Raw genomic sequence first — 21,152 nt, 5'->3', positions numbered from 1 at the left:
GCGACGAGGGCGACGCGAAGGGCGTTGATGGACCGCTCCAGGAGGAAGAAAAAAGGAGGCGCGACGGCAGAGGGGCGTCGTCGCGCCCCAAGGGTCATTTGGCCGTGTCGTTCAGCAGCGTCCGCCGCCAGAACTCCAGGCCGGTCCAGAAGTAGTAGTCCTCGTTCTCCTTCTTGCGGAAAACGTGGCCGTCGTTCTGCGCCAGCAGGTGCCAGACCTGACCGCCGTTATCGCGGATGGCCTTGACGATCTGGTCCGCCTCCGAGGCCGGCACGCGCGGGTCGTTGCCGCCCGTCGCGATCAGCATCGGGATCTTGATCTTGTCTACGCTGGTCAGCGGCGAGATCGCCTGAAGCTGGGCGCGCTGCTTGGGATCACGCTCGTCGCCATACTCCACCCGACGCAGATCGCGCCGGTAGGACTGGGTGTTCTCCAGGAAGGTGACGAAGTTGGAGATGGCGACGTAGCAGTTCGCGCCCTTCAGGCGGTCGCCGTAGCGGATCGTCGTCGCGTAGCACATGTAGCCGCCGTAGGAGAGGCCGGTCACCGCGAAGCGATCGGTGTCCAGCGACGGCTCCTTGGCCAGGACATCGAGGAAGGCGCCGATATCCTTCACCGAGTCCTCGCGCTTCCACGGGCCGTTGTCGAGGTTCACGAACCGCTTGCCGTAGCCGCTCGAGCCACGGACGTTCGGGAAGAACAGCGCCACGCCCAGCTCGTTGAGCATATAGTTGTACGGACCCAGAAACTCCGGCCGGGTCTGGCCTTCCGGTCCGCCGTGGATGTCGACGATCAGCGGCCGCTTGCCGGGGAACTTGGCCGGGTCGGGCTGATAGAGGAAGCCGGACACCGTCTCGCCGTCGAAGCTGGGGATTTCGACCAAGCGCGGCTCGACGTTGGCCGCCGGGTCGAGGCCGCCGGTTTCGCTGCGGGTCCATTGGGTGACGTTCAGCGTCTTGGAATCGATCGAGAAGGCGTCGCCGGCCACCTTGGCCGAGGACAGGCTCAGGCCGATGTCGCCCCAGGGCGCGATCTCGATGGCCGAGCCGATCGCGTAGGGGATCACCCCCGCGGGCAGGCCGTCGACGTTGCGGACCCCGCCGGTGGCGACATCCAGGACGCGCAGGCGCGACACGCCCGCCTCGTTGACGGCGTAGGCGACGAAGCTTCCGTCCGGCGAGACCGCGAAATCGCTGACGTCCCAGCGGAGGTCCTTGCTGACGGGGACGAACTTGCCGCCCTTCCGCTCGATCCGGCCAAGGCGCAGGAAGTCGGAGTCCTTGTCGGACGTGGCCCAGATCGACCCGTCCGGAGCGTACCGGGCGCCGACGTAGGAGACCTCGCCCTTGGGATCAGTCACGGCGGTCAGTTTGCCGCCGGCCAGATCCAGCTCGTAGACGACCGCCTTGTTGATCGACATCCGGTTGACGATCAGCGCGGTGCGGCCGTCGGCGGAGAAGTCGGCGATGTTCCAGCCGCCGCCGCTGACCTGGGCGACCATCCGCTCGGAGCCGGGCTTGCCGGGATCGCTGACATAGAGGTCGGCGTCGGTCCCGTTACGGCGCGTGGAGGAGTAGCCGATCAGGCTGCCGTCCCGGTTCCAGGCGCCGAACCAGTTGCGGCTCTTGCCGTCGGTCAACAGGGTCAGGCGGCCGTCGGCCAGGGTGTAGAGCTGGTAGAACTCGGCGCCGCCCTGATCCTTCTGCACCACCAGGGTGCGGCCGTCCGGGGACAGCGCCCCGGTCAGGATCGGCTCGTTCTCGAAGCTCAGTTGGCGGCGATCCGCGCCAGGCGCGCCGACGGCGTGCACCTGGTTGGCGTTGCCGAAGCGGGTCTTGACCAGCATCGAGCGGTCGACGGGGTTCCAGCCGAGGAAGTCGGCGCGGCGCGCCTGCATGTAGGGCTGGGTCGCGGCGACGAGGGCGTCGGGGATCGGCGGCAGGCCGTCGGCGACGATGGCGGCGGGGCGGGGGGCTTCGGCCAGGGCCGGGGCGGCCGTCAGTCCGATAGCGATCGCGAGGGCGATACGGGAAATCATCGGGAACTCCAGAAAGAGGGCGCCGCCGGTCCCCGAGGCTGGGGGAGGGACCGGCGGCTGGGCGTCAGGCCGGCGTCAGAAGCTCAGCCGCGCCCCGACCGTGAAGTACCGGCCGATCACGTCGTAGTAGGGCGAGTACAGCGATCCCGGAGGCGGATCCTTATCGAACAGGTTGGTGATGTTGCCGTAGAGCTCGACCTTGTTGCCCTGGAAGTCAGGCAGGTTCACCGTGCCGCCGATGTCGACGTAGGTGAACGCCTCGATGTGGTTGTTCACGAGCTTGACGGTGCTGTTGTACGCGCCCTCGGAGATGTAGCGGGCGCGGATGTAGGCGCTGGCGTCGTCGCCCTTCCAGCCGAGCGTGCCGTTCAGTCGGAGCTTCGGCACGCCGAGGCCGAACGAGTAGCCCTGCGAGCGGACGTACTCGATCTCCTTGACGCCGTCGTCGGTCGTCAGGCTGTTCACCCAGGTGCCGACGAGGCGCAGGTTCACGCGGCCCGGCGCGCCTTCGAAGAAGCTGTCCAGCGAGGTGGTGTAGGAAACCTCGGCGTCGAAGCCGTCGGTCTCGTACTTGGACAGGTTCACGTAGGTCGAGCGGGTCTCGAGGAGCGATCCGGCGTTGTCGCGGGTGATCCGCGAGCAGAGGTCGAGGTTGCCGAGCGAGCAGCGCGTAACGACGTCCTGCGGCGCGATCGTGGTGATGACGTCGTCGATCTTGATATGGAAGTAGTCGAGCGACATGTTCAGCCCGGCGATCGCCGGCGGCGCATAGGTCACGCCCAGGGTGAGCGTGTCCGCCGTTTCGGGCTTCAGGTTCGGGTTACCGCCGCCGATATTCTTGACGTAGACGGTTTCGGCGGGCCTCGTCGGCGTTCTCGGATCGTTGATCCAGTTGTAGCCGATCGTTGTCGTGGTGAAGAGCTCCGTCAGGTTGGCCGAACGGATGTCGCGTGACTGCGTGATGCGGCCGCGGAAGCCCGGGAAGAACTCGTTCGTCGCGCCGACCTTCCAGGACCAGATCGATCCGCTGGTGTCGTAGTCCGAGATACGCGCGGCGGCGTTCAGTTCGAGGCGGTTGAACACCGGCACGTCCGCGACGAGCGGAACCAGGACTTCAGCGAAGGCCTCCTTGACGGTGAACTCGCCGCTCATGTCCGAGAAGCTGAAGGTCTGGAACGCCTTGGCGCGGTCGAGCGCGCCGGCGTGCTGAACGACCTTCTCGCGCCGGGCTTCGGCGCCCACGGCGATCGAGACATCGCCCGCGGGCAGGCTGAAGGGCTCGCCGCGCAGGCTGATCCCGCCTACGTCGAGAGTGGTGCGGGCGCGCTGCTGCGGCGTGCCGGTCACGTAGGCGATGGCTTCCTTGCTGGGCGCGCCCAGGCCGAACAGGTTGATCGGGACGCAGTTGGTGCTCGGGTCGGTCAGGGCGACGCGGCAGATCGGGGTGTTCGTGCCGGGGCGGAGGACGGAGTCGACGGCCTGGGCGTACTCCTTGGTCAGCAGGAAGCCGGGGGTGTCGATGTTGTTCTCGTACTCGCCGTGGCTGACGTAGCCGCTCCAGCGCCAGCCGTCGCCGATCGTGCCGTCGAGCGCGAAGGTCAGCTGGGTGGTCACCCGCTCGAAGTCGATGCGCGAGTAGGACAGGTCGGAATTGAATCGGCCCATCGTGAAGCTGGTCTCGCCCGCCGACGCCAGGGCGTCCTTCATGGCCTGCGGCAGGAAGGCGTTGTCCGACTTGATGGTCAGGTTGCCGCGGTTGTGGTCGCCGAACCAGATGTAGTCGTTCCACATCCGGGCGTGGCGCACGTCGGCCGTCAGCTTGACGTTGTCGGTCAGGTCGTAGGTGACGCTGGCGAGGAGATTGTAGCGTTGCTGCGGCGTGACGAGGGGGCTCAGGTCGTCGTTGGACGGGCCTTCCCCGCCGACCATCAGCGTCTTGTCCACCCGGCCGTACTGGAAGTTGCGCAGGGAGCCGTCGGGGTTGAAGACCTTGCCCTTGTAGATGCCGGACAGGATCAGGCCGCCATAGGCGGCGTTGGAGAAGCCGACATCGCCGACGTTGATGAAGGCGTCGGTGTCGGGGCCGGCTGAAACCTGGGCCCAGCGGCCGACGTTGGGGCGAGAGACCTTCGGCGTGACGCCGTCGTTGTGCAGGTATTCGCCGCCGATGACGAAGTGGCCGCGACCGTCGGCGAAGGCGGCGCCGTAGGCGCCTTCGAAGCGGAACTCTTCCGCGTCGTCGTACGACGAGATGCCGTACTGCGCCCCGAACTTGCCGCCCTCGAGGGTGCGGTTGATCGTGATGTTGGCGACGCCGGCGACGGCGCCCGAGCCCCAGGCGGCCGAAGCGCCGCCGGTGACCACGTCGACGCCCTTGATCAGGACGTTCGGGATCGCGTTCAGGTCGTTCTCGCTCGAGAAGCGGCGACCATCCAGCAGGATGAGGGTGCGGCTGATGCCCAGCCCGCGCAGGTCGAGGGGCGCGTTGCCGGCGCCGGTGTTGGTGCCGGTGGTCTGCGGCGAGGTGGTCGCGCGGAACTGCGGCATGTCGTTCAGCGCGGCGGCGACGTTGCTGCGCGCGCCGACGGTCAGCTGCTCGGCGGTGATCTTCACGGTCGGAGTCGGCGCCTCGAAACCGGCGCGGTCGATACGCGAACCGGTGACGACGATGGCCTCGACCTCGGAGGCGTCTTCGGTCTGGGCGACGGCGGCGCCGGCCACGCAGGCGGCCAGGACGGCGGGCGTCAGGCTGCAGGTCGTCAGCAGGCGGGAGCGCCTGCGGCTGGAAAGAGTCATGCGAAATCCCCTGTTCTCGCGAGCGACGTTTGGTTTGGCCTCCTCCCCGGATCGCGCTCTGCCGTCGCTTGCCGAGTGGAAGGCGGCGTCCCGTCACGCGGCGGCGCCGCGCACGGGACTTCCGTCTTCCGGCCGTACTGCCCCCGCTGTCCCTCTTGCCTGAGAGATTCGAGCCCCAGGGGCCCTTGCTCCGTCGGCGAGACCGGCGCGCGCGCCGATCCACTTTCCAGCTTCAGTCCTTGCCCTGCGGTCCGTTTGCCTGAGCGTTTCCGGGGCGGTTGCGCCTTCGGCGTCAGGCCGAAACCTGATCTCTCCCGCAAGAGCGCCTAATGTAAGGATCAACCCATTATGGCTGTCAAATCGGGCATTTGAGCAATGAAGGATCGATAAGTGTCAAATATTTGGTGGAATATTGCCGCCGTCTGCGGCGTGCACAACCTGGCGGCGGCGCCGGCGACGCGCTTGGATTGAGCGTGACAGGTCTCTGACAGATTGGCCGGCCTCGAACAAATTTTCGCCGACCGGTCATATTTGCGCGAGAGGAGGCGAACCTGTGGCCTGGGTGCCGCGAATATGGGCGGGACTGAAGCGCAATCGCACAACCAGCCCTTTTCGCCGCCGCCGATTCTGCACTTCGATCGCGATCCCGAAGGCGTCCGAGATCGCATGCACGATAGCGAGGCCCAAGCCGGCGCCGTCCGCGCCGCGCGCCTGGTCGCCGCGGTAGAATCGCTCGGCCAGATGCGCCAGGTCGGCTTCGGCGATGCCGGGGCCGCGATCCCAGACCAGAACGGTGATGTCAGTCCCGACCGGCGGCGCCCAGAGGAAGACCTCGCCGCCGCCGTAGTTGACCGCGTTCGAGACGAGGTTGTTCAGCAGCTCGACCAGCAGCACCGGATCACCCCGGACGGTCAGGGCGGAGGCGGGGAGCCGTCGATGCAGTCGCGCGTGACGATGGTTGCGCGCCGTATCGAGTACGACCTGGTCGACGACTTCCTGCAGGTCGGCCTGCCCCGACGCCGCCGCCGTTTCGGCCCGCGCGAGCGCCAGCAGCTGCTTGAGCATCAGGTTGAGACGCGCCGAGGCGTCTCGGGAGTCCTGGATCAGGGCCGCGCTCTCGTCGCGGCTCCCGCTCCGGCCGGCCAGCAGGGCGAGGTTGGCGGTGATCACCGATAGCGGCGTGCGCAGTTGGTGGGAGGCGTCCGGCGCGAAGCGCTCGAGGGCCGAGGCCGAGCGCTCGAGGCTGGCCAGCAGGCCGTTGTAGGCCCGCACGACCGGCGCGATCTCGACCGGCACTCGCGACAGGTCGGCGGGGGCGTAGTCCGCGCGGCGACCGGCGGACTGGTCGGTCAGGCGTCGGACCAGCCGGTCGAGGGGGCGGAGGCTCCACAGAACGGCCGGCCAGATCAGCAGGGCCGCGCCGCCGACCAGCAGGACAGGCAGCGCGATGAGGCCGGACAACAGCTCCAGGACACCTGCGCGCCGGGAGTCGAGGGTCTGGGCGACCACCACCACGATCGGGTCGGCGACGCCGGGCACGTCGACCGTGGTCTCCGCGATGCGGATCGGCATCTCCCGGATGCGGCCGTCGCGAAACCGCATCTCGTTCGGTGGTGGCGGCGCGGCGGCCTGCAGGTCGGAATAGCCGGTGACCAGCCGGTCGCCCTGGCGCACGCTGTAGAAGACCGCGTCGCGTTCCGGCCCATCCAGCAGGCCGAGCGACCAGGGCGGGATCGACACCGTCGCCTGGCCGTTCTCGGCCCCGATCTGCTCGACGATGGCCGACACGGAGCCGGCCAGCAGGCGATCGGATGTGCGCTCCACGATCCTGTGGGCGACGATCGCGCCTCCGGCGGCCAACGCCGCCGCCAACAGGGCCAGCGGGATGATCTGAGCGACCAGCAGGCGCAGCACCAGGCTGGGCGGTGAGCGCCTCACGGGTCGAGCCTGTAGCCGAGTCCTCTGAGCGTGCGCAGGCTGGGACCGTCCGGCTGAAGCTTGCGGCGCAGACGGCCGACGTGGACGTCCAGCACGTTCGGCGCGACGGATTCGTCGCCTGGAAACATCTCGGCGGCGAGCAGGGCGCGGTTTACGGCTCGGCCGGCGCGGCCGACCAGCACCTTCAGCGCCGCCCATTCGCGGGGACGGAGGTCCAGGATGCGGTCGCCGACGCGAGCGGTCCCTCCATCGAGATCACACACCAGTTCGCCGACCACAACCGAGGCGGAGGCCGCACCGATGGTCCGCCGCGCCACCGCACGGACACGGGCGACCAGTTCCTCCGGCTCGAAGGGCTTCAGGACATAGTCGTCGGCGCCCATGTCCAGGCCGGCGACTCGATCGCGCACGGCGTCGCGGGCGGTCAGCATCACGACCGGCAGGGTCGAGCCCGAGCGTCGCAGTCGCCCGAGGATCTCGAAGCCGTCGATGTCGGGCAGCCCGATGTCCAGAATCATGGCGTCGAACGCGGTGTCCGCGGAGACCTTCAGCGCCGCTTCGCCCGTGGCGACGCAATGAGCCTGATGGCCCGAGCCTTCCAAGGTGGCCGCCAGCGACCGTCGGAGGGGGGCGTCGTCCTCGACAACAAGTATCTTCATGGCCGATGGTGCAACGCGGTAATCAAGGCGACCGAGGGGGGAGCGACATCCGACGCCAGCTGTTCGATCGCGTCAAGCCGGCAGCAGCCTGGATGGGCGCTGTCGTGATCACGGCCTTCCTGGCGGGGTGCCAGCCGTCGACCCTGGGGCAGGCCACAGCGTCGCCGGTCGTGCGACGCGCCCAGGCCGAGGGTCGGGTCGTCGTCTACGCCAACACCGACATGGGCGGGCCGGTCGTGGCCGGCTTCCAGAGGCGGTATCCGCAGGTGAGGGTGACCTATCGCGAGCTGACCTCAAGCCAGATCCAATCGGCGGTTCTCGCCGAGGCCGCGTCGTCCGCGCCCGTCGCGGACCTCGTCTGGAGCTCGTCGATGGACATCCAGGTCAAGCTGATCAACGACGGCTACGCCCAAACCTACAAGAGCCCGGAAGCCCGACGGCTGCCGCGCTGGGCGGTGTGGCGCAACCAGGGCTTCGGCGTCACGGCGGAGCCGGTCGGCTTCGCGTACAACAGCCGCCTGTTGCCGCCCGACCAGGTTCCGAGAAGCCACGCCGAGCTGCTGGCCTCGCTGCGCGACGATCCTGAACGCTGGCAAGGGCGGATCGCTCTCTATGACCCTGAGCAGAGCGGGGTGGGTTTCATGTATCTGTCGGCGGATCTGCAGAAGTACCCCGAGGCCTGGACCCTGATGGAGGCGATCGCGCACAGCCGGCCGGGTCTCTACGTGCCGGGGGGGACGATCTTGAGCAAGGTCGCCAAGGGCGAGCACCTGATCGCCTTCAACATGAACCGTTCCTACGCTGACTCCTGGGCGGCTCGAAACGACCGAGGCGTCGTCTATCAGACGCCGACCGACTATCATTTCACTGTCTCGCGGGTGGCCTTCGTCACCCGCGCGGCGCCGCATCCGAACGCGGCGCGACTGTTTCTCGACTATCTGATGTCGCCTGAGGGCCAGGCGAAGCTGCGCGAGAGCCGGCTCACGCCGGTGATCGACGCCGCGGACGGGGCGTCTCCCGACGGCGCGACTCCGATCCGCGTCGGTCCGGCCTTGCTGGCCAATCTCGATCAAGCTCGCCGCGACCGGGTCCTGCGTGAGTGGCGCGCGATGCTGGCGGGAGAAGCGGCCGACGGCGCATCGCCGCCGCGTTAGACAAGAAAAAGGCCCCGGAAGCAGCGCTGCCGGGGCCCTTCAATGTCAGCTTCCGCTGAAGTTAGCCGTTGACGGCGTCCTTCAGTTGCTTGGCCGGCTGGAACGCGACCTTCTTGCTGGCGGCGATCTCGATGGCCGCGCCGGTGGCCGGGTTGCGGCCGGTGCGGGCCGGCTTGGCCTGGACCTTGAACTTGCCGAAGCCGGGGATCGAGACTTCTTCGCCGCGGACGGCGGCTTCAGTCACGGCCTTGAAGACGCCGTCGATGATGGCCTTGGCTTGAGCCTTGGTCAGCTTGTCGTCGGCGGCGACGGCGGCGTCGACTAGATCGGAAACGTTCATTCTGCAAACTCCACGAATGGAAAGTGAAGCTCGCACGCTGCGAACCTCTTGCATGCCGTGATGGCATGAGTCGCAACCGGAAACAGGCCGTCCCGTATGGGTTTCTGCCCATTATGGGCCCCAAAACGGGGGAAAACCGCCCCTCCATGCCTATCACGCCGTGTCAAGACGACCCCGACCGCCGCTAGTGCCCCCCGCCGGGGGCCGCGACTCGGGCCGGACGCGGGGCCAGCCAGATGGTCGCCGCCGCGATCGCGAACACCATGGCGGTGACCACGAACATCTGGTTGGTCGACAGCATGACCGCCTGCGATTGGACCAGGCCTTCGAGCTGAGCCCTGGCCTGGTCGGGCGTGAAGCCCTGCGCCACCAGGCCGTCCATGGTCGTCTGCGCTCCGTTCAGAGCGCCGGCCAGGTCGGTGCGCTTGACGCTGGCCGTGTTCTCCCAGGAGGTGGTCATGATCGAGGTCGCGAAGGCGCCCGCCGTCACCCGCAGGAAGTTGGCGATCCCCGCCGCCCCCGCGGTCTCCTCCGGCTTCACCGACGACAGGGCGATGCTCTGGGTCGGGATGAAGAAGAAGGGCATTGCGAAGCCGAGCAGCAGCTGCGGCATGGCGATGACCATGAAGTCGGCGTTGGTCGCGAAATGGCTTCGCCAGAGCGCGATCGCCGCCATCCAGAACACCCCGAACGAGACCAGGGCCCTTGGATCGCGCTTGGCGACCTGGCTGGCCACGATCGGCGACATGACCACCGCCAGGATGCCCTGGAACGCGGCGGCGTAGCCGGCCCAGGTGGCGGTGTAGCCCATGTTGGTCTGCAGCCAGAGCGGGATCAGCACCACGGTTGCGAAGAAGGCCCCGAAGGTGAGCGACAGCGTCGTCACCCCGACCGCGAAACCGCGGTGGCGGAAAATCCTTAGATTCACGATCGGGTTCTCGGCCGTCAGCTCCCAGATCAGGAACGCCGCGAAGCCGATCACCGCGACGATCGACAGGATCACGATGAAGCTCGACGAGAACCAGTCCAGCTCCTTGCCCTTGTCGAGCACGATCTGCAGCGAGCCGACCCAGACCACCAGCAGGATCAGGCCGACATAATCCACCGGCACGCGGCGCGTCGGGTTCTCGCGCTTGGACAGCTGCTTCCACGCCAGGAAGGCGACGCCGAAGGCCACCGGGATGTTGATGAAGAAGATCCAGTGCCAGCCGATGTTGTCCGACAGGGCGCCGCCCAGGATCGGCCCGGCGATGGGGCCGACGACGGTGGTCATGCTCCAGATGCCCAGCGCCTGGGGCGCGCGTTCCTTGGGGAAGATCTGCAGCAGCAGGGTCTGGGACATCGGCATGATCGGGCCGCCGCACAGGCCCTGCAGGATCCGGAAGAGCACCAGGGCGCCGAAGGTCGGCGCCAGGCCGCACAGGATCGAGAAGACGCCGAAGCCGATCAGGCCGATGACGAAGACCTTCACCGCACCGAAGCGCATGGCCAGCCAGCCGGTCAGCGGCACGGTGATGGCCTCGGCCACCGCGTAGGAGGTGATGACCCAGGTGCCCTGGCTGGGCGAGACGGCCAGACTGCCGGCGATATGCGGCACGGCGACGTTGGCGATGGTGATGTCGAGCACCACCATGAAGTTGGCCAGGCCCAGCAGCAGCCCCGTGAGCAGCAGGGGCAGGCCCGTCAGCGGCGGCAGGGCCGCCGGAGGGTTCTGTTGCGACACCGCGCGCTCCTTCGGCTAGCGGCCGGAAATGTCGATTTCGGCGTCCATCGAAAGGCCGACCCGCAGCGGATGCTCGGCCAGTTCCTTGGGGTCGAGCACGATGCGCACGGGGATGCGCTGCACCACCTTGATCCAGTTGCCGGTGGCGTTCTGGGCGGGGATCAGGGCGAAGGCCGAGCCGGTGCCGCCCGCCACGCCCTGGACGCGGCCGTGGAACTTCACGCCCTTGCCGTACAGATCGCTGGTCAGAACGACCGGCTGGCCGGGACGCACCTTGCGCAGCTGCACTTCCTTGAAGTTGGCGTCGACGAAGGCGGACTGGATCGGGACCACGCTCATCACCGGCGCGCCGTTGGCGATCTTCTGGCCGACCTGGATGGTCTTGCGGGTGACCAGGCCGTCGACCGGCGAGCGGATCACCGTGCGTTCGAGGTCGAGCTCGGCCTGGGCCAGGCGGGCGCGGGCGGCGGCGACCTCGGGATTGTCGGCGGCGCTGCTCCCGGAGATCAGGGCGGCGGCGGCGCGCTGCTGGCCGCGCGACTGGGCGGCGGCGGCGCGCGCCTGGGCGACGCCCGCCTGGGCGGCGGTCAGGGCGGCCCGCGAGGCTTCGTAGCGGTTCTCGGCCTGGGTCAGTTCGTCGCCGGACACCGCGCCCGAGGCCGACAGGTTGGTGCGGCGCCCGTACTCGACCTGGGCGCGGTTGAAGTCCGAACGGGCGCTGGCCAGGGCCGCGTCGGCCCGGGCGATGTCGGCGTCGCGGGCGGCGGTCTGGGCGGCGAAGGCCTCGTCGTTGGCGAAGTACTGGCCGACGCGGCGCTCGGCCTGGCCCAGCTCGGCGCGGGCCCGGTCGACCGCCAGCCGGTAGTCGGCGGGGTCGATCACGGCCAGCACGTCGCCCGTCTTGACGGCTTGGGTCTCGCGTACGGGAGCGGAGACGATGGGGCCGGAGACCAGGGCGCTGACCTGCGCCACGTCGGCCTGGACGTAGGCGTTGTCGGTCGTGACGTGGCGCGAACCGACCAGCAGCCAGTACAGGAGCCACAGCAGCGCTGCGACAACGATCAGGGCTCCGAGGATCAGGAACAGCCGCTTGCGGCGGGCGCCGTTCGGGCTGGCGGCGGTCGAGGGGAGGGCGCCGGTGGCGGCGCCCGCTTGCGGCGTCGATCCGATGTCGTCGGGCATGGGAGATGACCTTGGGGGAGGGGGTCAGAGGCGGAAGCCGCCGCCCAGGGCGCGAGCCAGGGCGGCGTCGAGGGTGAGGGCGCGAGATTCCAGGTTGGCGGTGGTTCGGCGCTGCTGGATCAGGGCGTTCTCGGCGCCGAGAACGACCGTGTAGTTGTCCAGCCCGCCTTCGTAGCGGAGCTTGGCGATGCGATAGGCTTCCTCGCCCTTGGCCTGGGCGTCGCGGGCGGCGGAAAGGCGCGTGGTCAGGCCCCGTTCGCTAGCGGCGGCGTCGGACACCTCGCGCAGGGCCTGGATCAGGGTCTCGTTGTAGGCGGCGACGGCCGCGTCATAGTCGGCGCGGGCCCCGCGGTAGGCGCCGGACAGGCGTCCGCCCTGGAAGATCGGCAGGCTCAGCGCCAGGCCGGCCTGGCCGACGTCCGAGCCGGACTCGGTCAGCATGTCGAGGCCCAGGGACTGAACCCCGATGAAGGCGGCCAGGTTGACGTTCGGATAGAAGGCCGCGCGGGCGACGTCGATCCGCTTGCCGGCCGCTTCGGCGCGCAGTCGGGCGGCCTGCAGGTCGGGCCGGCGGCCGAGCAGGTCGGCGGCCAGGTTGGCCGGCAGGCCGAAGGTCGTCGGCGCGGCTCGGGCCGGGCGGACGATGGCGAGGCCGCGATCGGGTCCGGCGCCGAGCAGGGCGGCCAGTTGGTCGCGGCCGAGGTCGATCGCCTCGTTGGCGGCGGCCAGATCGTGCTCGGCCGTGGCCAGCCCCGCCTCGGCTTGGCGCAGCTCGCCCTCGTTGGCCGCGCCGTTGGCGACCTTCTGGGCGACGAGCTTGCGGGTCGCCTCGCGGTTTTCGTGCGCCTGTCGGGCGGTCTCGGCCTCCGCGAAGGCGCGGCCCAGGTCGGCATAGGCGGCGACGACGCCGGTGGTCAGCATCAGCCGGGCCTGGGCCGCGTCCATGCGGGCCGCCTCGGCCTCGGACGTCGCCGCCGCGAGGGCGGCGCGGTTGCGGCCCCAGAGGTCTAGATCCCACGACAGGTCCAGCGTCGCGCGGCCGGTGTCGTTGTAGCCCTCCGGCACGAAGGCCGGGGGGATGCCGTTGTTGTAGCTCTGCTTGGTCTCCGCGGCCTGGCCGTTCAGCGTCGCGCTGGGCAGCAGGGCCGCGCGGCTCTGCTGGGCGCGGGCCTGGGCGGCGCGCAGCCGCGCCTCGGCCTGGGCCAGGGGCGGGGATCCGGCGAGGGCTTCGTCGACCAGGGCGTCCAGCTGGGCGTCGCCGTAGATGGTCCACCAGCGGTCGGCCGGCCAGTCGGCGGCGGGCGCCGCCAGGCTCTGGGCGCTGGCCAGCGACGCGGAGGTCTTGAGGTCTGGCTTGGCGCCGAGATCGGGCACGGCGGCGCACGCCGACAGCGCCAGGGCGGATGCGGAGAGGAGGGCGATGACGCGGGCCATACGGCTTCTCGCAGACTCTGGATGGGGTGTGCGGCTAGAAAACCGTACGGTACGGTCATATGTTATAGCGGCTGGACGACGTCAAGGCCCAACCGTACAGGATGGTCAGATGGTGAAGACTGCGCCCCAATCCAAGCGCGACGAGCGTCGCGACGTACGCCGGGATCATATTCTCGACGTGGCGCAGGCCTGTTTCCTGGCCGAGGGCTACGCCGCCACCTCGATGTCGACCATCGCCGCGCGCCTGGGCGGCTCCAAGGGCACGCTCTACAACTACTTCCGCTCCAAGGAGGAACTGTTCCAGGCGGTGATGCAGCGACAGTGCTCGGCCAGGGCGGAGACGCTGTTCGACATCGAGCATGAAGAAGGCTCGTTGCGCGCGCGGCTGGAGCACTACGCCCGCAGCTTCCTGAAGCTGTTGCTCGAACCCGACGCCATGGCCCTCAATCGACTGGTTGTGGGTGAGAGCGAGCGGTTTCCCGAGATCGGGCGCGGCTTCTACCAGTTGGGCCCGAGGGTGATCATGACCCGCATGGCGGCCGTCTTCGAGGAGATGATGGACCAGGGCGTCCTGCGCCGCGCCGACCCGCTGGTGGCCGCGCAGCAGTTCAAGGACCTGGCCATTTCCGGCGTCTATCAGCCGCGGCTCTGGAACGCGATCGAGCCCCCGGACGAGGCGACCATTGAACGTCAGGTCGCCAACGCGGTGGACACCTTCCTGCGCGCCTATCGCGCCTAGGCCGAAGGCTCGGGGTCTTCCTCGGGCGTGATCTCGGCCAGGCCGAGCAGACCGCCTTCCCAGAGGTGCGGGACGATGGGCTGGGCCTTGGCCAGGATCAGGCACAGTCGCTCGATGGCCGGCAAGGCGGAGCGCACTTCGCGAATGAGGATGGGATCGGCTCGCGCCAGATCGTCCGCCGTGGCGGAGGCGCGGCTCGTCGCGAAGGCTCCGCTGGCGATGTGCAGGAAGCGCAGGGCGTCGACGAGCCTGCGCCAGGCGGTTACGCCCTTGGCCGTGGTCGTCTCCAGCGGGGAGACGATGGCCCCCAGGGCGTCGATGGGCGGGCCGTCGGTGAAATTGATCATCAGCAGCGCCAGTCGGCGAAGCCGGGACGAGGTCTGGTTCGCCGCGCCGACATAGTCCTCCCGGGCCGCGCGCAGGAAGTCGCCGAACCGCTCCGGGTCGGCGATCGCCACCAGGACATGAGCCCGCAGGCGGGTCATGGCGTCGAACATGAGCAGAAGCCAGGGCGTCAGGGCGCTCTGCGGCAGGCGGGCGGCGGCGCGTTCGAAGTCGTCGGTGAAGTCTTCGCCGGTCATTGACCGTCGCTTCCGTGGGGGCGAGAGAGCGCCCAGCGGACCACAAGGCCCTGGGCGACGATCAGGCCGATCCACAGGGCCAAGCCTGCTCCGACCGCGACCAAGATCAGCAAGACATCACCCTCACGCCCACTTGGCCGATCGAGCGGCCGTCCCGGATTAAAGCGCTAACGCAGTCCAAGCGGCGGGCGGCGTAAACTGGTGCAACATTTGCGATTGTTTACAAACGTCGTGCCTCGCCGAACCGGCGTTCCCTGCTATGGTCCAGGAACGTCAACGTCCGGGGGGATGTTCAGAAGCTTCCGTGGGTTGAGGAATGAGAATAGCGGCGCTGGACGACGACGAAGCGCAGGCTGAAACTGTTTCGAGGTTGCTCAGCGAGGCCGGGCACAGCTGTCAGACCTTCCATGCCGGCAAGGCGCTGATCGCGGCGCTGCGACGCGAGACCTACGATCTCCTGGTGCTGGACTGGAACCTGCCGGACCTGACGGGACTGGAGGCGATCGCCTGGGCGCGCGAGAATCTCGCCTCGCCGCCGCCGATCCTGCTGCTGACCGGCCGCTCCGACGAGGGGGACGTGGTCAAGGGGCTCAACGCCGGCGCGGACGACTACGTCATCAAGCCGGTCCAGCCGACGGTTCTGCTCGCCCGCGTGAACGCCTTGCTCCGCCGCGCCTATCCTGAGAGCGGCGGCGGCGGGATCGAGACGTTCGGCGACTACGCCTTCAACCTTCCGGCCGATACGGTCACGGTGCGCGGCGAGCCGGTGGCGCTGACGGCCAAGGAATTCGGCCTGGCGCTGCTGCTGTTCCGGAACACCCACAGGGCCCTGTCGCGAGCACATATTCTCGAGGCGGTCTGGGGGCGCAACCCCGACCTGCCGACGCGGACGCTGGACATGCACATCTCGCGTATCCGGACCAAGCTCAACCTGCGCCCGGAGAACGGTTTCCGCCTGGCGCCGGTCTACAGCTACGGCTATCGCCTGGAGCGGCTGGAAGAAAAGGCGACGATCGAGGGATGAGACGGGAGCTCCTCATCGCGGCGGCGAGCGCCGGACTCGCCGTGGCGTGGTGCGGCGCCGCCGCCGGCGCGGAGGCCGTGACGGTCTATGAGGTGCGCAAGGGCGATACGCTCTACGACCTCGCCCAGCGCTATTTCGTCAGGGTCGGGGACTACGGCGTCGTCCAGCGTCGAAACAAGGTCGCCGATCCTCGCCGCCTGCCGGTCGGCGCGCGGCTGACGGTGCCGATCCGCCTGCTGCGCACGGAGCCGACCGAGGCCCGGCTGGGCGCGTTCCGGGGCGATGTCCGCATCGAGGCCGGCGGTCGGACGATCGCGCCGACGAAGGCCATGCTGCTTCCCGAGGGAGCGGTCATCTCGACCGGAGCGGACGCGTTCGCACGGCTGGATCTCGAGGACGGTTCCCGGGTGACGTTGCCGTCGCAGAGTCGGATCCGGCTCGACCGTCTGCGCCGGACGTTGCTGACGGGCGCGGTGGATCGCGAATTGAGCGTCCAGGCCGGCCGCAGCCGATCGAAGGTCATGCCTCTGACCTCTCCGCAGGACCGCTACATCGTTCGCACGCCGATGTCGGTGTCGGCGGTCCGGGGCACGGAGTTCCGCGTCTGGTACCAGCCGGACGAACGCCGTGCGAGCACCGAGGTCGTGGAAGGCTCGGTGACCATGGATACGGAGGCGTCCGAGCCGACCGTAATCGCGGCGGCGCAGGGCGCGACGGCGGCCGCCGACGGCCGCCTGACCGCTCGTCCGTTGCCGCCGCCGCCGCGTCTGGCCGCCCCCGGGCGGAGCCAGGATGACCCGGTCGTGGCCTTCCCGATCACGCCCGCGGCCGACGCCGTCGCCTACCGCGCCGAGATCGCCGCCGACGCCGGTTTCCTGGACGTGGTCGCCGAGACGCAGTCGAATGCGCCGCTGGTCGCCTTCAACGCTCTGCCGGACGGGGACTACTTCCTCCGGACCACCACCGTCGACGCCGGGGGGCTGGAGAGCGTGCCGGCCGCCTATGCCTTCGAGCGCGCCCTGAACACGCTCGACCTTCAGGCGCCTCAGGCCAGCGGCGAGAAGCGGCGGCGGCAGTACCTGTTCCGCTGGACGGTCAGCGGCGCCGGGGAGCGGGTCTATCGGTTCCAACTGGTTCGTGAGGGCGATCCGGTTCCCGTCATCGACGAGATCGGCTTGACGGAGCCGCAGATCACCGTGACCGATCTGCCGGCCGGAGCCTATAGTTGGCGCGTGATGTCACGGACCTTCGCCCGCGGGCGTTTCGTGGAGAAATGGGCGCCCGCCCAGAAGTTCGAGACCGGCGGCTGACGGAGGGCTGGAGCATCGACACGCGGCGACGAGCTTCGGGCTTTCCACGTCCCCGCGTGCTGATCGAATGGCTGACCGTGGCTGTCATCGCCACCCTGGCGGTCGCCCTGCTGGCGGCCGGGCAGCTGACCCAGCGGGCCGACAACGTCATTTTCGACACCCTGGCGAAGCTCTCGGTCCGTGCGCCGTCCGAAGAGATCGTCATCGTCACGATCGACAACCGCAGCATCGCCGCGTTGGGACGCTGGCCCTGGCCGCGTTCGCACCACGACGCCGGGCTCCGGCGGCTCGCCGAAGCCCGCCCCAAGGCCGTGGGCTACGACGTGCTGTTCGTCGATCCGGACCGTGACCCGGCTCAGGATATCCGGCTGGCCGATGCGATGAAGACGACGCCGGTCTATCTGCCGATGACCTTCGACGTTCCGGGGCAGGATGGCGCGGCGTTTGATCCCTTGCCGCCCGTCGAGCCTCTGCGGGCGGCGGCGGCGGGTATTGGGCAGGTGAACGTCGAGTTCGATCCGGACGGCGTGGTGAGGCGGGCCTTCCTGTCGGAGAGCGATGGCCGCCGCGTTTGGCCGCATCTGACTGAATTGCTCTATCGCGCCGAACGGGGGCGTCCTTCGCCGGCCTATGAACGCGCTGACGCCGGCGCGTCGGCTCCCGTGGTCGGCGCCCTGACGCGCGAGCGGCCGGTGCTCATCTCCTTCGCTGGGCCGCCCGGACATTTCCGCAGCATCTCATTCGTCGATCTGTTCCGCGGCGAGGTTCCGTCCGAGTTCCTTCGCGGCAAGCTCGTCCTGGTCGGCGCGACCGCCGACGGGCTTGGCGACAGGCACGCCACGCCGCTGTCGGGCGGGACGCGGGTGATGCCCGGCGTCGAGCTGCAGGCGAACCTGCTCGACGCCTTGCTGACGGACTCGACGATCACGCCCGCCGAGGCCTGGGGGCGGATTGTCTTCGCGGTCGTTCCGTTGTGGCTGTTGCTGGCGGGGTTTCTATGGTTGCGGCCCCGCGCCAACATGGCTCTGGGCCTGGGCCTGATGATCGGCGTCGTCGGGTTGTCGATGATGCTGTTCCTGCTGGCCGAGGTCTGGATCGGCCCGGTGACCGCCCTGGCCGGCCTTCTGCTGGTCTATCCGCTCTGGAGCTGGCGTCGGCTCGAGGCCAGCAGCGCCTATATGGTCGAGGAGCTTCGGCAGTTCGCCGAGGAGCCGGACGTGCTGTCGGCGCTTTCGCGCGGCGGCGCGGCTCCGCCGAGCGATGTGATCGGCCGGCAGCTGGACCTGCTGAGCCGGGCGATCGCCCGGGCCCGCGACCTGCGCCGCTTCGTGACGGATGCGCTTCAGGGGCTGCCCGATGCGACCCTGGTCACCGGTCTGGACGAGCGGGTGATCATCGCCAATCGCGAAGCCGAGCAACTGTTCGAGGGGTTGAGCGGCCGGCCGGCCGTCGGCGCGCAGGTGGCGGACCTGACCGCGACGATGAGCGTCGTGGAGCCCGACGCCGAAGCGGATGGCGATGAGGCGAACCAAGCTTCCGGCGCAGCTGATATCGAGATGGAGACCCCTCGCGGCGAGACGTTCAACGTGCGGCGCACGGCGCTGACGGATGTCGACGGCCGGCCGGCGGGATGGATCGTGCGCTTCACCGACATCACCGCCTTGAAAGCGGCCGGGCGACAGCGCGAGCACATCCTTCAGCTTCTGACGCATGACATGCGCTCGCCGCAGGTCTCGATCCTGGCCGTTCTGGAGAACGCCGGGAAGGCGGAGGTGAAGCCGCCGGTTGCGGCCCGGATCGCCGGATATGCCCGGCGCACCCTGGCCCTGGCGGACAGTTTCGTACACCTCGCGCGCGCCGAGACGCGCCAGTACGTCTTGGAGGAAGTCGACCTCGGCGACCTGCTGATCGAGGCGGTCGACGACCTGTGGCCGCAGTCGCAGGCCCGGAAGATCACCGTGTCCACCGACGTGGGCGACAGCGAACATCTGGTCATGGCTGATCGGTCCCTGCTCACCCGCGTGCTCATCAACCTGATCGGCAACGCCGTGAAGTACGGTCGCGAGGCCGGTCGCGTGGACTGCCGGGTGTTCGCCCGCGACGGAGACGGCGGGCGCGAGATCGTCTGCGAGGTCGCCGATGACGGCCCCGGCATGAGCGAAGAGCAGCTGGCGCACCTGTTCGAACGGTTCTGGCGTTCGGCCGAGACGCGGGGGATCGACGGCGTCGGCCTGGGGTTGGCCTTCGTCCAGGCGGTGGTCAAACGGCACGGCGGCGCCGTGAGCTGCCGAAGCAGGCTCGGCGAGGGGGCGACCTTCTCGGTGAGTCTTCCCGCCGCCTAGGGGGCCGGGGCGAGCGGGACGGCGGGCAGGGCGGCCTGGACGAGCGTGGGCGCGGCCTCGGCGCAGCGCGCCTTGCGTCGCTTGGCGGAGGTCTCGACGCGGTAGACTTCGCGCCCGGTCGCGGTCTCCGAGATTCGAACGGTCAGCCGGCAGGCGCGCAGATCGGGATCCTTCCACCACTGGCGGCGGGCGGGCGCGACCCGCCAGGCCGGATCGTCTGCGGTCGGCGGCGGGGTGGCTTGGTCGTGCACGCCCACGGTCGTGGGGCGCTCGCCGTAGCTCAACTCGACCAGGTACCGGCCCTTGGCGGCCTCAGAGGCTGGCTGAAAGCCCATTTCCCGCAGCCGGGCTTCGATCAGCGGCGCGAGCGGAACGGCCTCGGGCGTCGCCGCAGCGACGCGATAGTCGCTGCTCGGCGATGGGCCAGGCCCGGTCGCGACAGCCTTCGGAGCGCCGGCGGCGCATGCCGACAGCAGCAGCGGGAGCAACAGCAGGGGTGCAAGCTTGATCGTCATCACCGAACCCGGGGGGAGTGGCCCTGAAGCGTCTTATAGCCGCTCAACGGCGCAAACGCCCCGTCTTTGCAATTGTTTACACGGGCCTAGCCGCGTTTGGGGCTAGGGCTTGAAGGGCCCGATCTGGACCGGGTCGTGACCCGTCGTTTCGGCGCCGGCCTCGAAGGGAGACCGCCGACATGCTCGAGCTCTCCATTCTGCAGTTGGTGGACGCGCTGTCGCGCCAGGGCCTTTCGGCCGCGGAACGGCAGCAACTCTTCGAGGCTCTGGGCCGGGACGGCGGGCATGAGGCGACCTCGGTTCTGATCCGACGCGCCGTGGCCGGCGACGCCGCCAGCCGGGTCGCGGCGATCAAGGTGCTGGGGCGGATGCGCCATCCCGGGGCCCGCGACGCCGTCCGTGAAGCGCTGTCGGATCCCGAAGGGGCGGTGAGGATCGCCGCCGCCGAGGCCTTGTCCCGCGAGGCGCCGCGGCGGCAGCCGATCCCGGATGATCGGCTGCGCGCCAACGTCATCGCCTTTCCCGGCGCCGATGGCCGTCGAATGTCCGAGCGCTAGATCTCTACCGGGCGACAATTGTTTACAAGCGCGCCTGTTGGGTTGGAGAGCAGGTCACCCTAGAATTTATTCCGCGGGGGCGTCCAACGTCTGCTGGGTTAACATGGGTGACGAAGAAGTCTTCAAGCGAGAACTGGTTAGACTTGTTCCTGACCTGACGGGTTGGGCGCGGTACTTGACCAAGGGCGCGGACGACGTCGGCGATCTGGTCCAGGATACGATCGTGAACGCCCTGAAGTACCGCGATCGGTTCGAACCGGGCAGCAACCTGAAGGCCTGGACGTTCCGCATTCTGCGCAACCGGTTCCTGTCCCAGCGGCGATCGGCCCGCAGGACCGATCCTCTCGAGCCCGAGATGGAAGCGATGTTGGCGACCGTCGATGATCGTCAGTCGGCCTTCGACCTGGACGACGCGCGGCGCGCGCTGGACGCCATGACGGAGGAGCGCCGGCAGTTGCTGCTGCTGGTCGGGGTGGCGGGGGTTTCCTACGAGGACCTGGCCGCCGCGGCCGGCTGCCCTCTGGGCACGGTCAAGAGCCGGGTGGCGCGGGCGCGGCAGGAGCTGCGCGGCGCGCTCGCCGGCCGGCCGCCGCGCGACGACATGCCCGCACACCAGGCGGTCGCGGTCATCACCCGCGACGCCGAGATTGTCCGCCGGCGCTGGGTTGAAGGGCGTCGCGCCGCCTAGCCGCCTTCCGTTGCGGAAGTTATCGAACAGCGTTCGTTGTGGTGAATTTGCAGCCCTGAGTGGCATGCTGCTTGCTGGTCCGAGTCAGGAGAACGGCGTAATACCGCGCCGGGGGGCGTTTGAAGCCTGGGC

Annotated in this window: 17 protein-coding genes and 1 riboswitch; of the genes, 7 read left to right on the top strand and 10 right to left on the bottom strand. The window is 69.1% G+C overall.

Going from position 1 to position 21,152, the window contains the following annotated elements; translation table 11 throughout:
* Nucleotides 1-94 precede the first annotated feature (94 nt).
* From CSW64_RS13300 to CSW64_RS13285, 4 genes are all read right to left on the bottom strand, one after another.
* Nucleotides 95-2,038 (bottom strand): S9 family peptidase, encoded by a 1,944-nt coding sequence (locus CSW64_RS13300; RefSeq protein ID WP_172448550.1) that lies wholly within the window; start codon nt 2,036-2,038, stop codon nt 95-97.
* Nucleotides 2,039-2,113: 75 nt separating this feature from the next.
* Nucleotides 2,114-4,834, bottom strand: coding sequence for a TonB-dependent receptor domain-containing protein (locus CSW64_RS13295; protein WP_099622571.1), 2,721 nt, complete (start codon nt 4,832-4,834; stop codon nt 2,114-2,116).
* Nucleotides 4,835-5,071: 237 nt separating this feature from the next.
* Nucleotides 5,072-5,161: riboswitch (glycine riboswitch) on the bottom strand.
* A gap of 198 nt (nt 5,162-5,359) precedes the next feature.
* Entirely contained in the window at nt 5,360-6,772 is a 1,413-nt protein-coding gene (locus CSW64_RS13290; RefSeq protein WP_172448549.1) for a sensor histidine kinase, read from the bottom strand.
* Nucleotides 6,769-7,431: a response regulator transcription factor gene (locus CSW64_RS13285; protein ID WP_099624239.1), complete on the bottom strand. Its 663-nt coding sequence runs from the start codon at nt 7,429-7,431 to the stop codon at nt 6,769-6,771. The genes CSW64_RS13290 and CSW64_RS13285 overlap by 4 nt, the downstream gene beginning before the upstream one ends.
* A 92-nt stretch (nt 7,432-7,523) precedes the next feature.
* On the opposite strand from CSW64_RS13285, the gene CSW64_RS13280 reads away from it, so the two are divergent.
* Entirely contained in the window at nt 7,524-8,585 is a 1,062-nt protein-coding gene (locus CSW64_RS13280; protein ID WP_172448548.1) for an ABC transporter substrate-binding protein, read from the top strand.
* A gap of 61 nt (nt 8,586-8,646) precedes the next feature.
* Here CSW64_RS13280 and CSW64_RS13275 read toward each other — a convergent pair whose 3' ends face one another.
* The 4 genes from CSW64_RS13275 to CSW64_RS13260 all read right to left on the bottom strand — a co-directional run bounded on the left by CSW64_RS13275 (nt 8,647) and on the right by CSW64_RS13260 (nt 13,264).
* Nucleotides 8,647-8,925 (bottom strand): HU family DNA-binding protein, encoded by a 279-nt coding sequence (locus CSW64_RS13275; RefSeq protein ID WP_099622568.1) that lies wholly within the window; start codon nt 8,923-8,925, stop codon nt 8,647-8,649.
* A 184-nt stretch (nt 8,926-9,109) separates the two neighbouring features.
* Nucleotides 9,110-10,648, bottom strand: coding sequence for a DHA2 family efflux MFS transporter permease subunit (locus tag CSW64_RS13270; protein ID WP_245863692.1), 1,539 nt, complete (start codon nt 10,646-10,648; stop codon nt 9,110-9,112).
* Between the two features lie 15 nt (nt 10,649-10,663).
* A complete protein-coding gene (locus tag CSW64_RS13265) occupies nt 10,664-11,830 on the bottom strand; it encodes an HlyD family secretion protein (RefSeq protein WP_099622567.1) in 1,167 nt (388 codons plus the stop codon).
* A 24-nt stretch (nt 11,831-11,854) separates the two neighbouring features.
* Nucleotides 11,855-13,264, bottom strand: a complete 1,410-nt coding sequence (locus CSW64_RS13260) for an efflux transporter outer membrane subunit (protein WP_099622566.1) — start codon at nt 13,262-13,264, stop codon at nt 11,855-11,857.
* A gap of 109 nt (nt 13,265-13,373) precedes the next feature.
* Here CSW64_RS13260 and CSW64_RS13255 point away from each other — a divergent pair, with 109 nt between their 5' ends.
* Nucleotides 13,374-14,003, top strand: coding sequence for a TetR/AcrR family transcriptional regulator (locus tag CSW64_RS13255; protein WP_172448547.1), 630 nt, complete (start codon nt 13,374-13,376; stop codon nt 14,001-14,003).
* Here the strand turns inward: CSW64_RS13255 and CSW64_RS13250 are convergent.
* A complete protein-coding gene (locus CSW64_RS13250; RefSeq protein ID WP_099622565.1) occupies nt 14,000-14,584 on the bottom strand; it encodes a hypothetical protein in 585 nt (194 codons plus the stop codon). The two genes, CSW64_RS13255 and CSW64_RS13250, sit on opposite strands and share 4 nt — an antisense overlap.
* 316 nt (nt 14,585-14,900) lie before the next feature.
* Between CSW64_RS13250 and CSW64_RS13240 the strand changes: the two genes are divergently transcribed.
* From CSW64_RS13240 to CSW64_RS13230, 3 genes are read left to right on the top strand one after another with little or no spacing between them, the layout of a single operon-like run.
* Entirely contained in the window at nt 14,901-15,608 is a 708-nt protein-coding gene (locus tag CSW64_RS13240) for a response regulator transcription factor (protein WP_099622563.1), read from the top strand.
* A complete protein-coding gene (locus CSW64_RS13235; RefSeq protein WP_099622562.1) occupies nt 15,605-16,918 on the top strand; it encodes a FecR domain-containing protein in 1,314 nt (437 codons plus the stop codon). The genes CSW64_RS13240 and CSW64_RS13235 overlap by 4 nt, the downstream gene beginning before the upstream one ends.
* Before the next feature lie 56 nt (nt 16,919-16,974).
* The gene (locus CSW64_RS13230; protein ID WP_172448546.1) at nt 16,975-19,260 is read left to right on the top strand and encodes a CHASE2 domain-containing protein; all 2,286 of its coding nucleotides are present in this window, start codon (nt 16,975-16,977) and stop codon (nt 19,258-19,260) included.
* Here CSW64_RS13230 and CSW64_RS13225 read toward each other — a convergent pair.
* Nucleotides 19,257-19,775 (bottom strand): hypothetical protein, encoded by a 519-nt coding sequence (locus tag CSW64_RS13225; protein WP_099622560.1) that lies wholly within the window; start codon nt 19,773-19,775, stop codon nt 19,257-19,259. The two genes, CSW64_RS13230 and CSW64_RS13225, sit on opposite strands and share 4 nt — an antisense overlap.
* A 179-nt stretch (nt 19,776-19,954) precedes the next feature.
* Here CSW64_RS13225 and CSW64_RS13220 point away from each other — a divergent pair, with 179 nt between their 5' ends.
* Together CSW64_RS13220 and CSW64_RS13215 are read left to right on the top strand one after the other, a co-directional pair.
* Entirely contained in the window at nt 19,955-20,332 is a 378-nt protein-coding gene (locus CSW64_RS13220; RefSeq protein WP_099622559.1) for a HEAT repeat domain-containing protein, read from the top strand.
* Entirely contained in the window at nt 20,265-21,020 is a 756-nt protein-coding gene (locus CSW64_RS13215; protein WP_099622558.1) for a sigma-70 family RNA polymerase sigma factor, read from the top strand. Before CSW64_RS13220 ends, CSW64_RS13215 begins: the two co-directional genes overlap by 68 nt.
* Nucleotides 21,021-21,152 lie beyond the last annotated feature (132 nt).

It is taken from the genome of Caulobacter mirabilis, assembly GCF_002749615.1.
In the GTDB taxonomy this organism is placed as follows: domain Bacteria; phylum Pseudomonadota; class Alphaproteobacteria; order Caulobacterales; family Caulobacteraceae; genus Caulobacter; species Caulobacter mirabilis.
This window is presented reverse-complemented; position numbering and strand designations above follow the sequence as displayed.

Bases quoted from the DNA above. Each gene is read 5' to 3' on its own strand.
- CSW64_RS13235 (WP_099622562.1), top strand. From the start codon at position 15,605: ATGAGACGGGAGCTCCTCATCGCGGCGGCGAGCGCCGGACTCGCCGTG.
- CSW64_RS13285 (WP_099624239.1), bottom strand. From the start codon at position 7,431: ATGAAGATACTTGTTGTCGAGGACGACGCCCCCCTCCGACGGTCGCTG.
- CSW64_RS13220 (WP_099622559.1), top strand. From the start codon at position 19,955: ATGCTCGAGCTCTCCATTCTGCAGTTGGTGGACGCGCTGTCGCGCCAG.
- CSW64_RS13255 (WP_172448547.1), top strand. From the start codon at position 13,374: ATGGTGAAGACTGCGCCCCAATCCAAGCGCGACGAGCGTCGCGACGTA.
- CSW64_RS13280 (WP_172448548.1), top strand. From the start codon at position 7,524: ATGGGCGCTGTCGTGATCACGGCCTTCCTGGCGGGGTGCCAGCCGTCG.
- CSW64_RS13295 (WP_099622571.1), bottom strand. From the start codon at position 4,834: ATGACTCTTTCCAGCCGCAGGCGCTCCCGCCTGCTGACGACCTGCAGC.
- CSW64_RS13215 (WP_099622558.1), top strand. From the start codon at position 20,265: ATGATCGGCTGCGCGCCAACGTCATCGCCTTTCCCGGCGCCGATGGCC.
- CSW64_RS13300 (WP_172448550.1), bottom strand. From the start codon at position 2,038: ATGATTTCCCGTATCGCCCTCGCGATCGCTATCGGACTGACGGCCGCC.
- CSW64_RS13275 (WP_099622568.1), bottom strand. From the start codon at position 8,925: ATGAACGTTTCCGATCTAGTCGACGCCGCCGTCGCCGCCGACGACAAG.
- CSW64_RS13250 (WP_099622565.1), bottom strand. From the start codon at position 14,584: ATGACCGGCGAAGACTTCACCGACGACTTCGAACGCGCCGCCGCCCGC.
- CSW64_RS13225 (WP_099622560.1), bottom strand. From the start codon at position 19,775: ATGACGATCAAGCTTGCACCCCTGCTGTTGCTCCCGCTGCTGCTGTCG.
- CSW64_RS13265 (WP_099622567.1), bottom strand. From the start codon at position 11,830: ATGCCCGACGACATCGGATCGACGCCGCAAGCGGGCGCCGCCACCGGC.
- CSW64_RS13260 (WP_099622566.1), bottom strand. From the start codon at position 13,264: ATGGCCCGCGTCATCGCCCTCCTCTCCGCATCCGCCCTGGCGCTGTCG.
- CSW64_RS13240 (WP_099622563.1), top strand. From the start codon at position 14,901: ATGAGAATAGCGGCGCTGGACGACGACGAAGCGCAGGCTGAAACTGTT.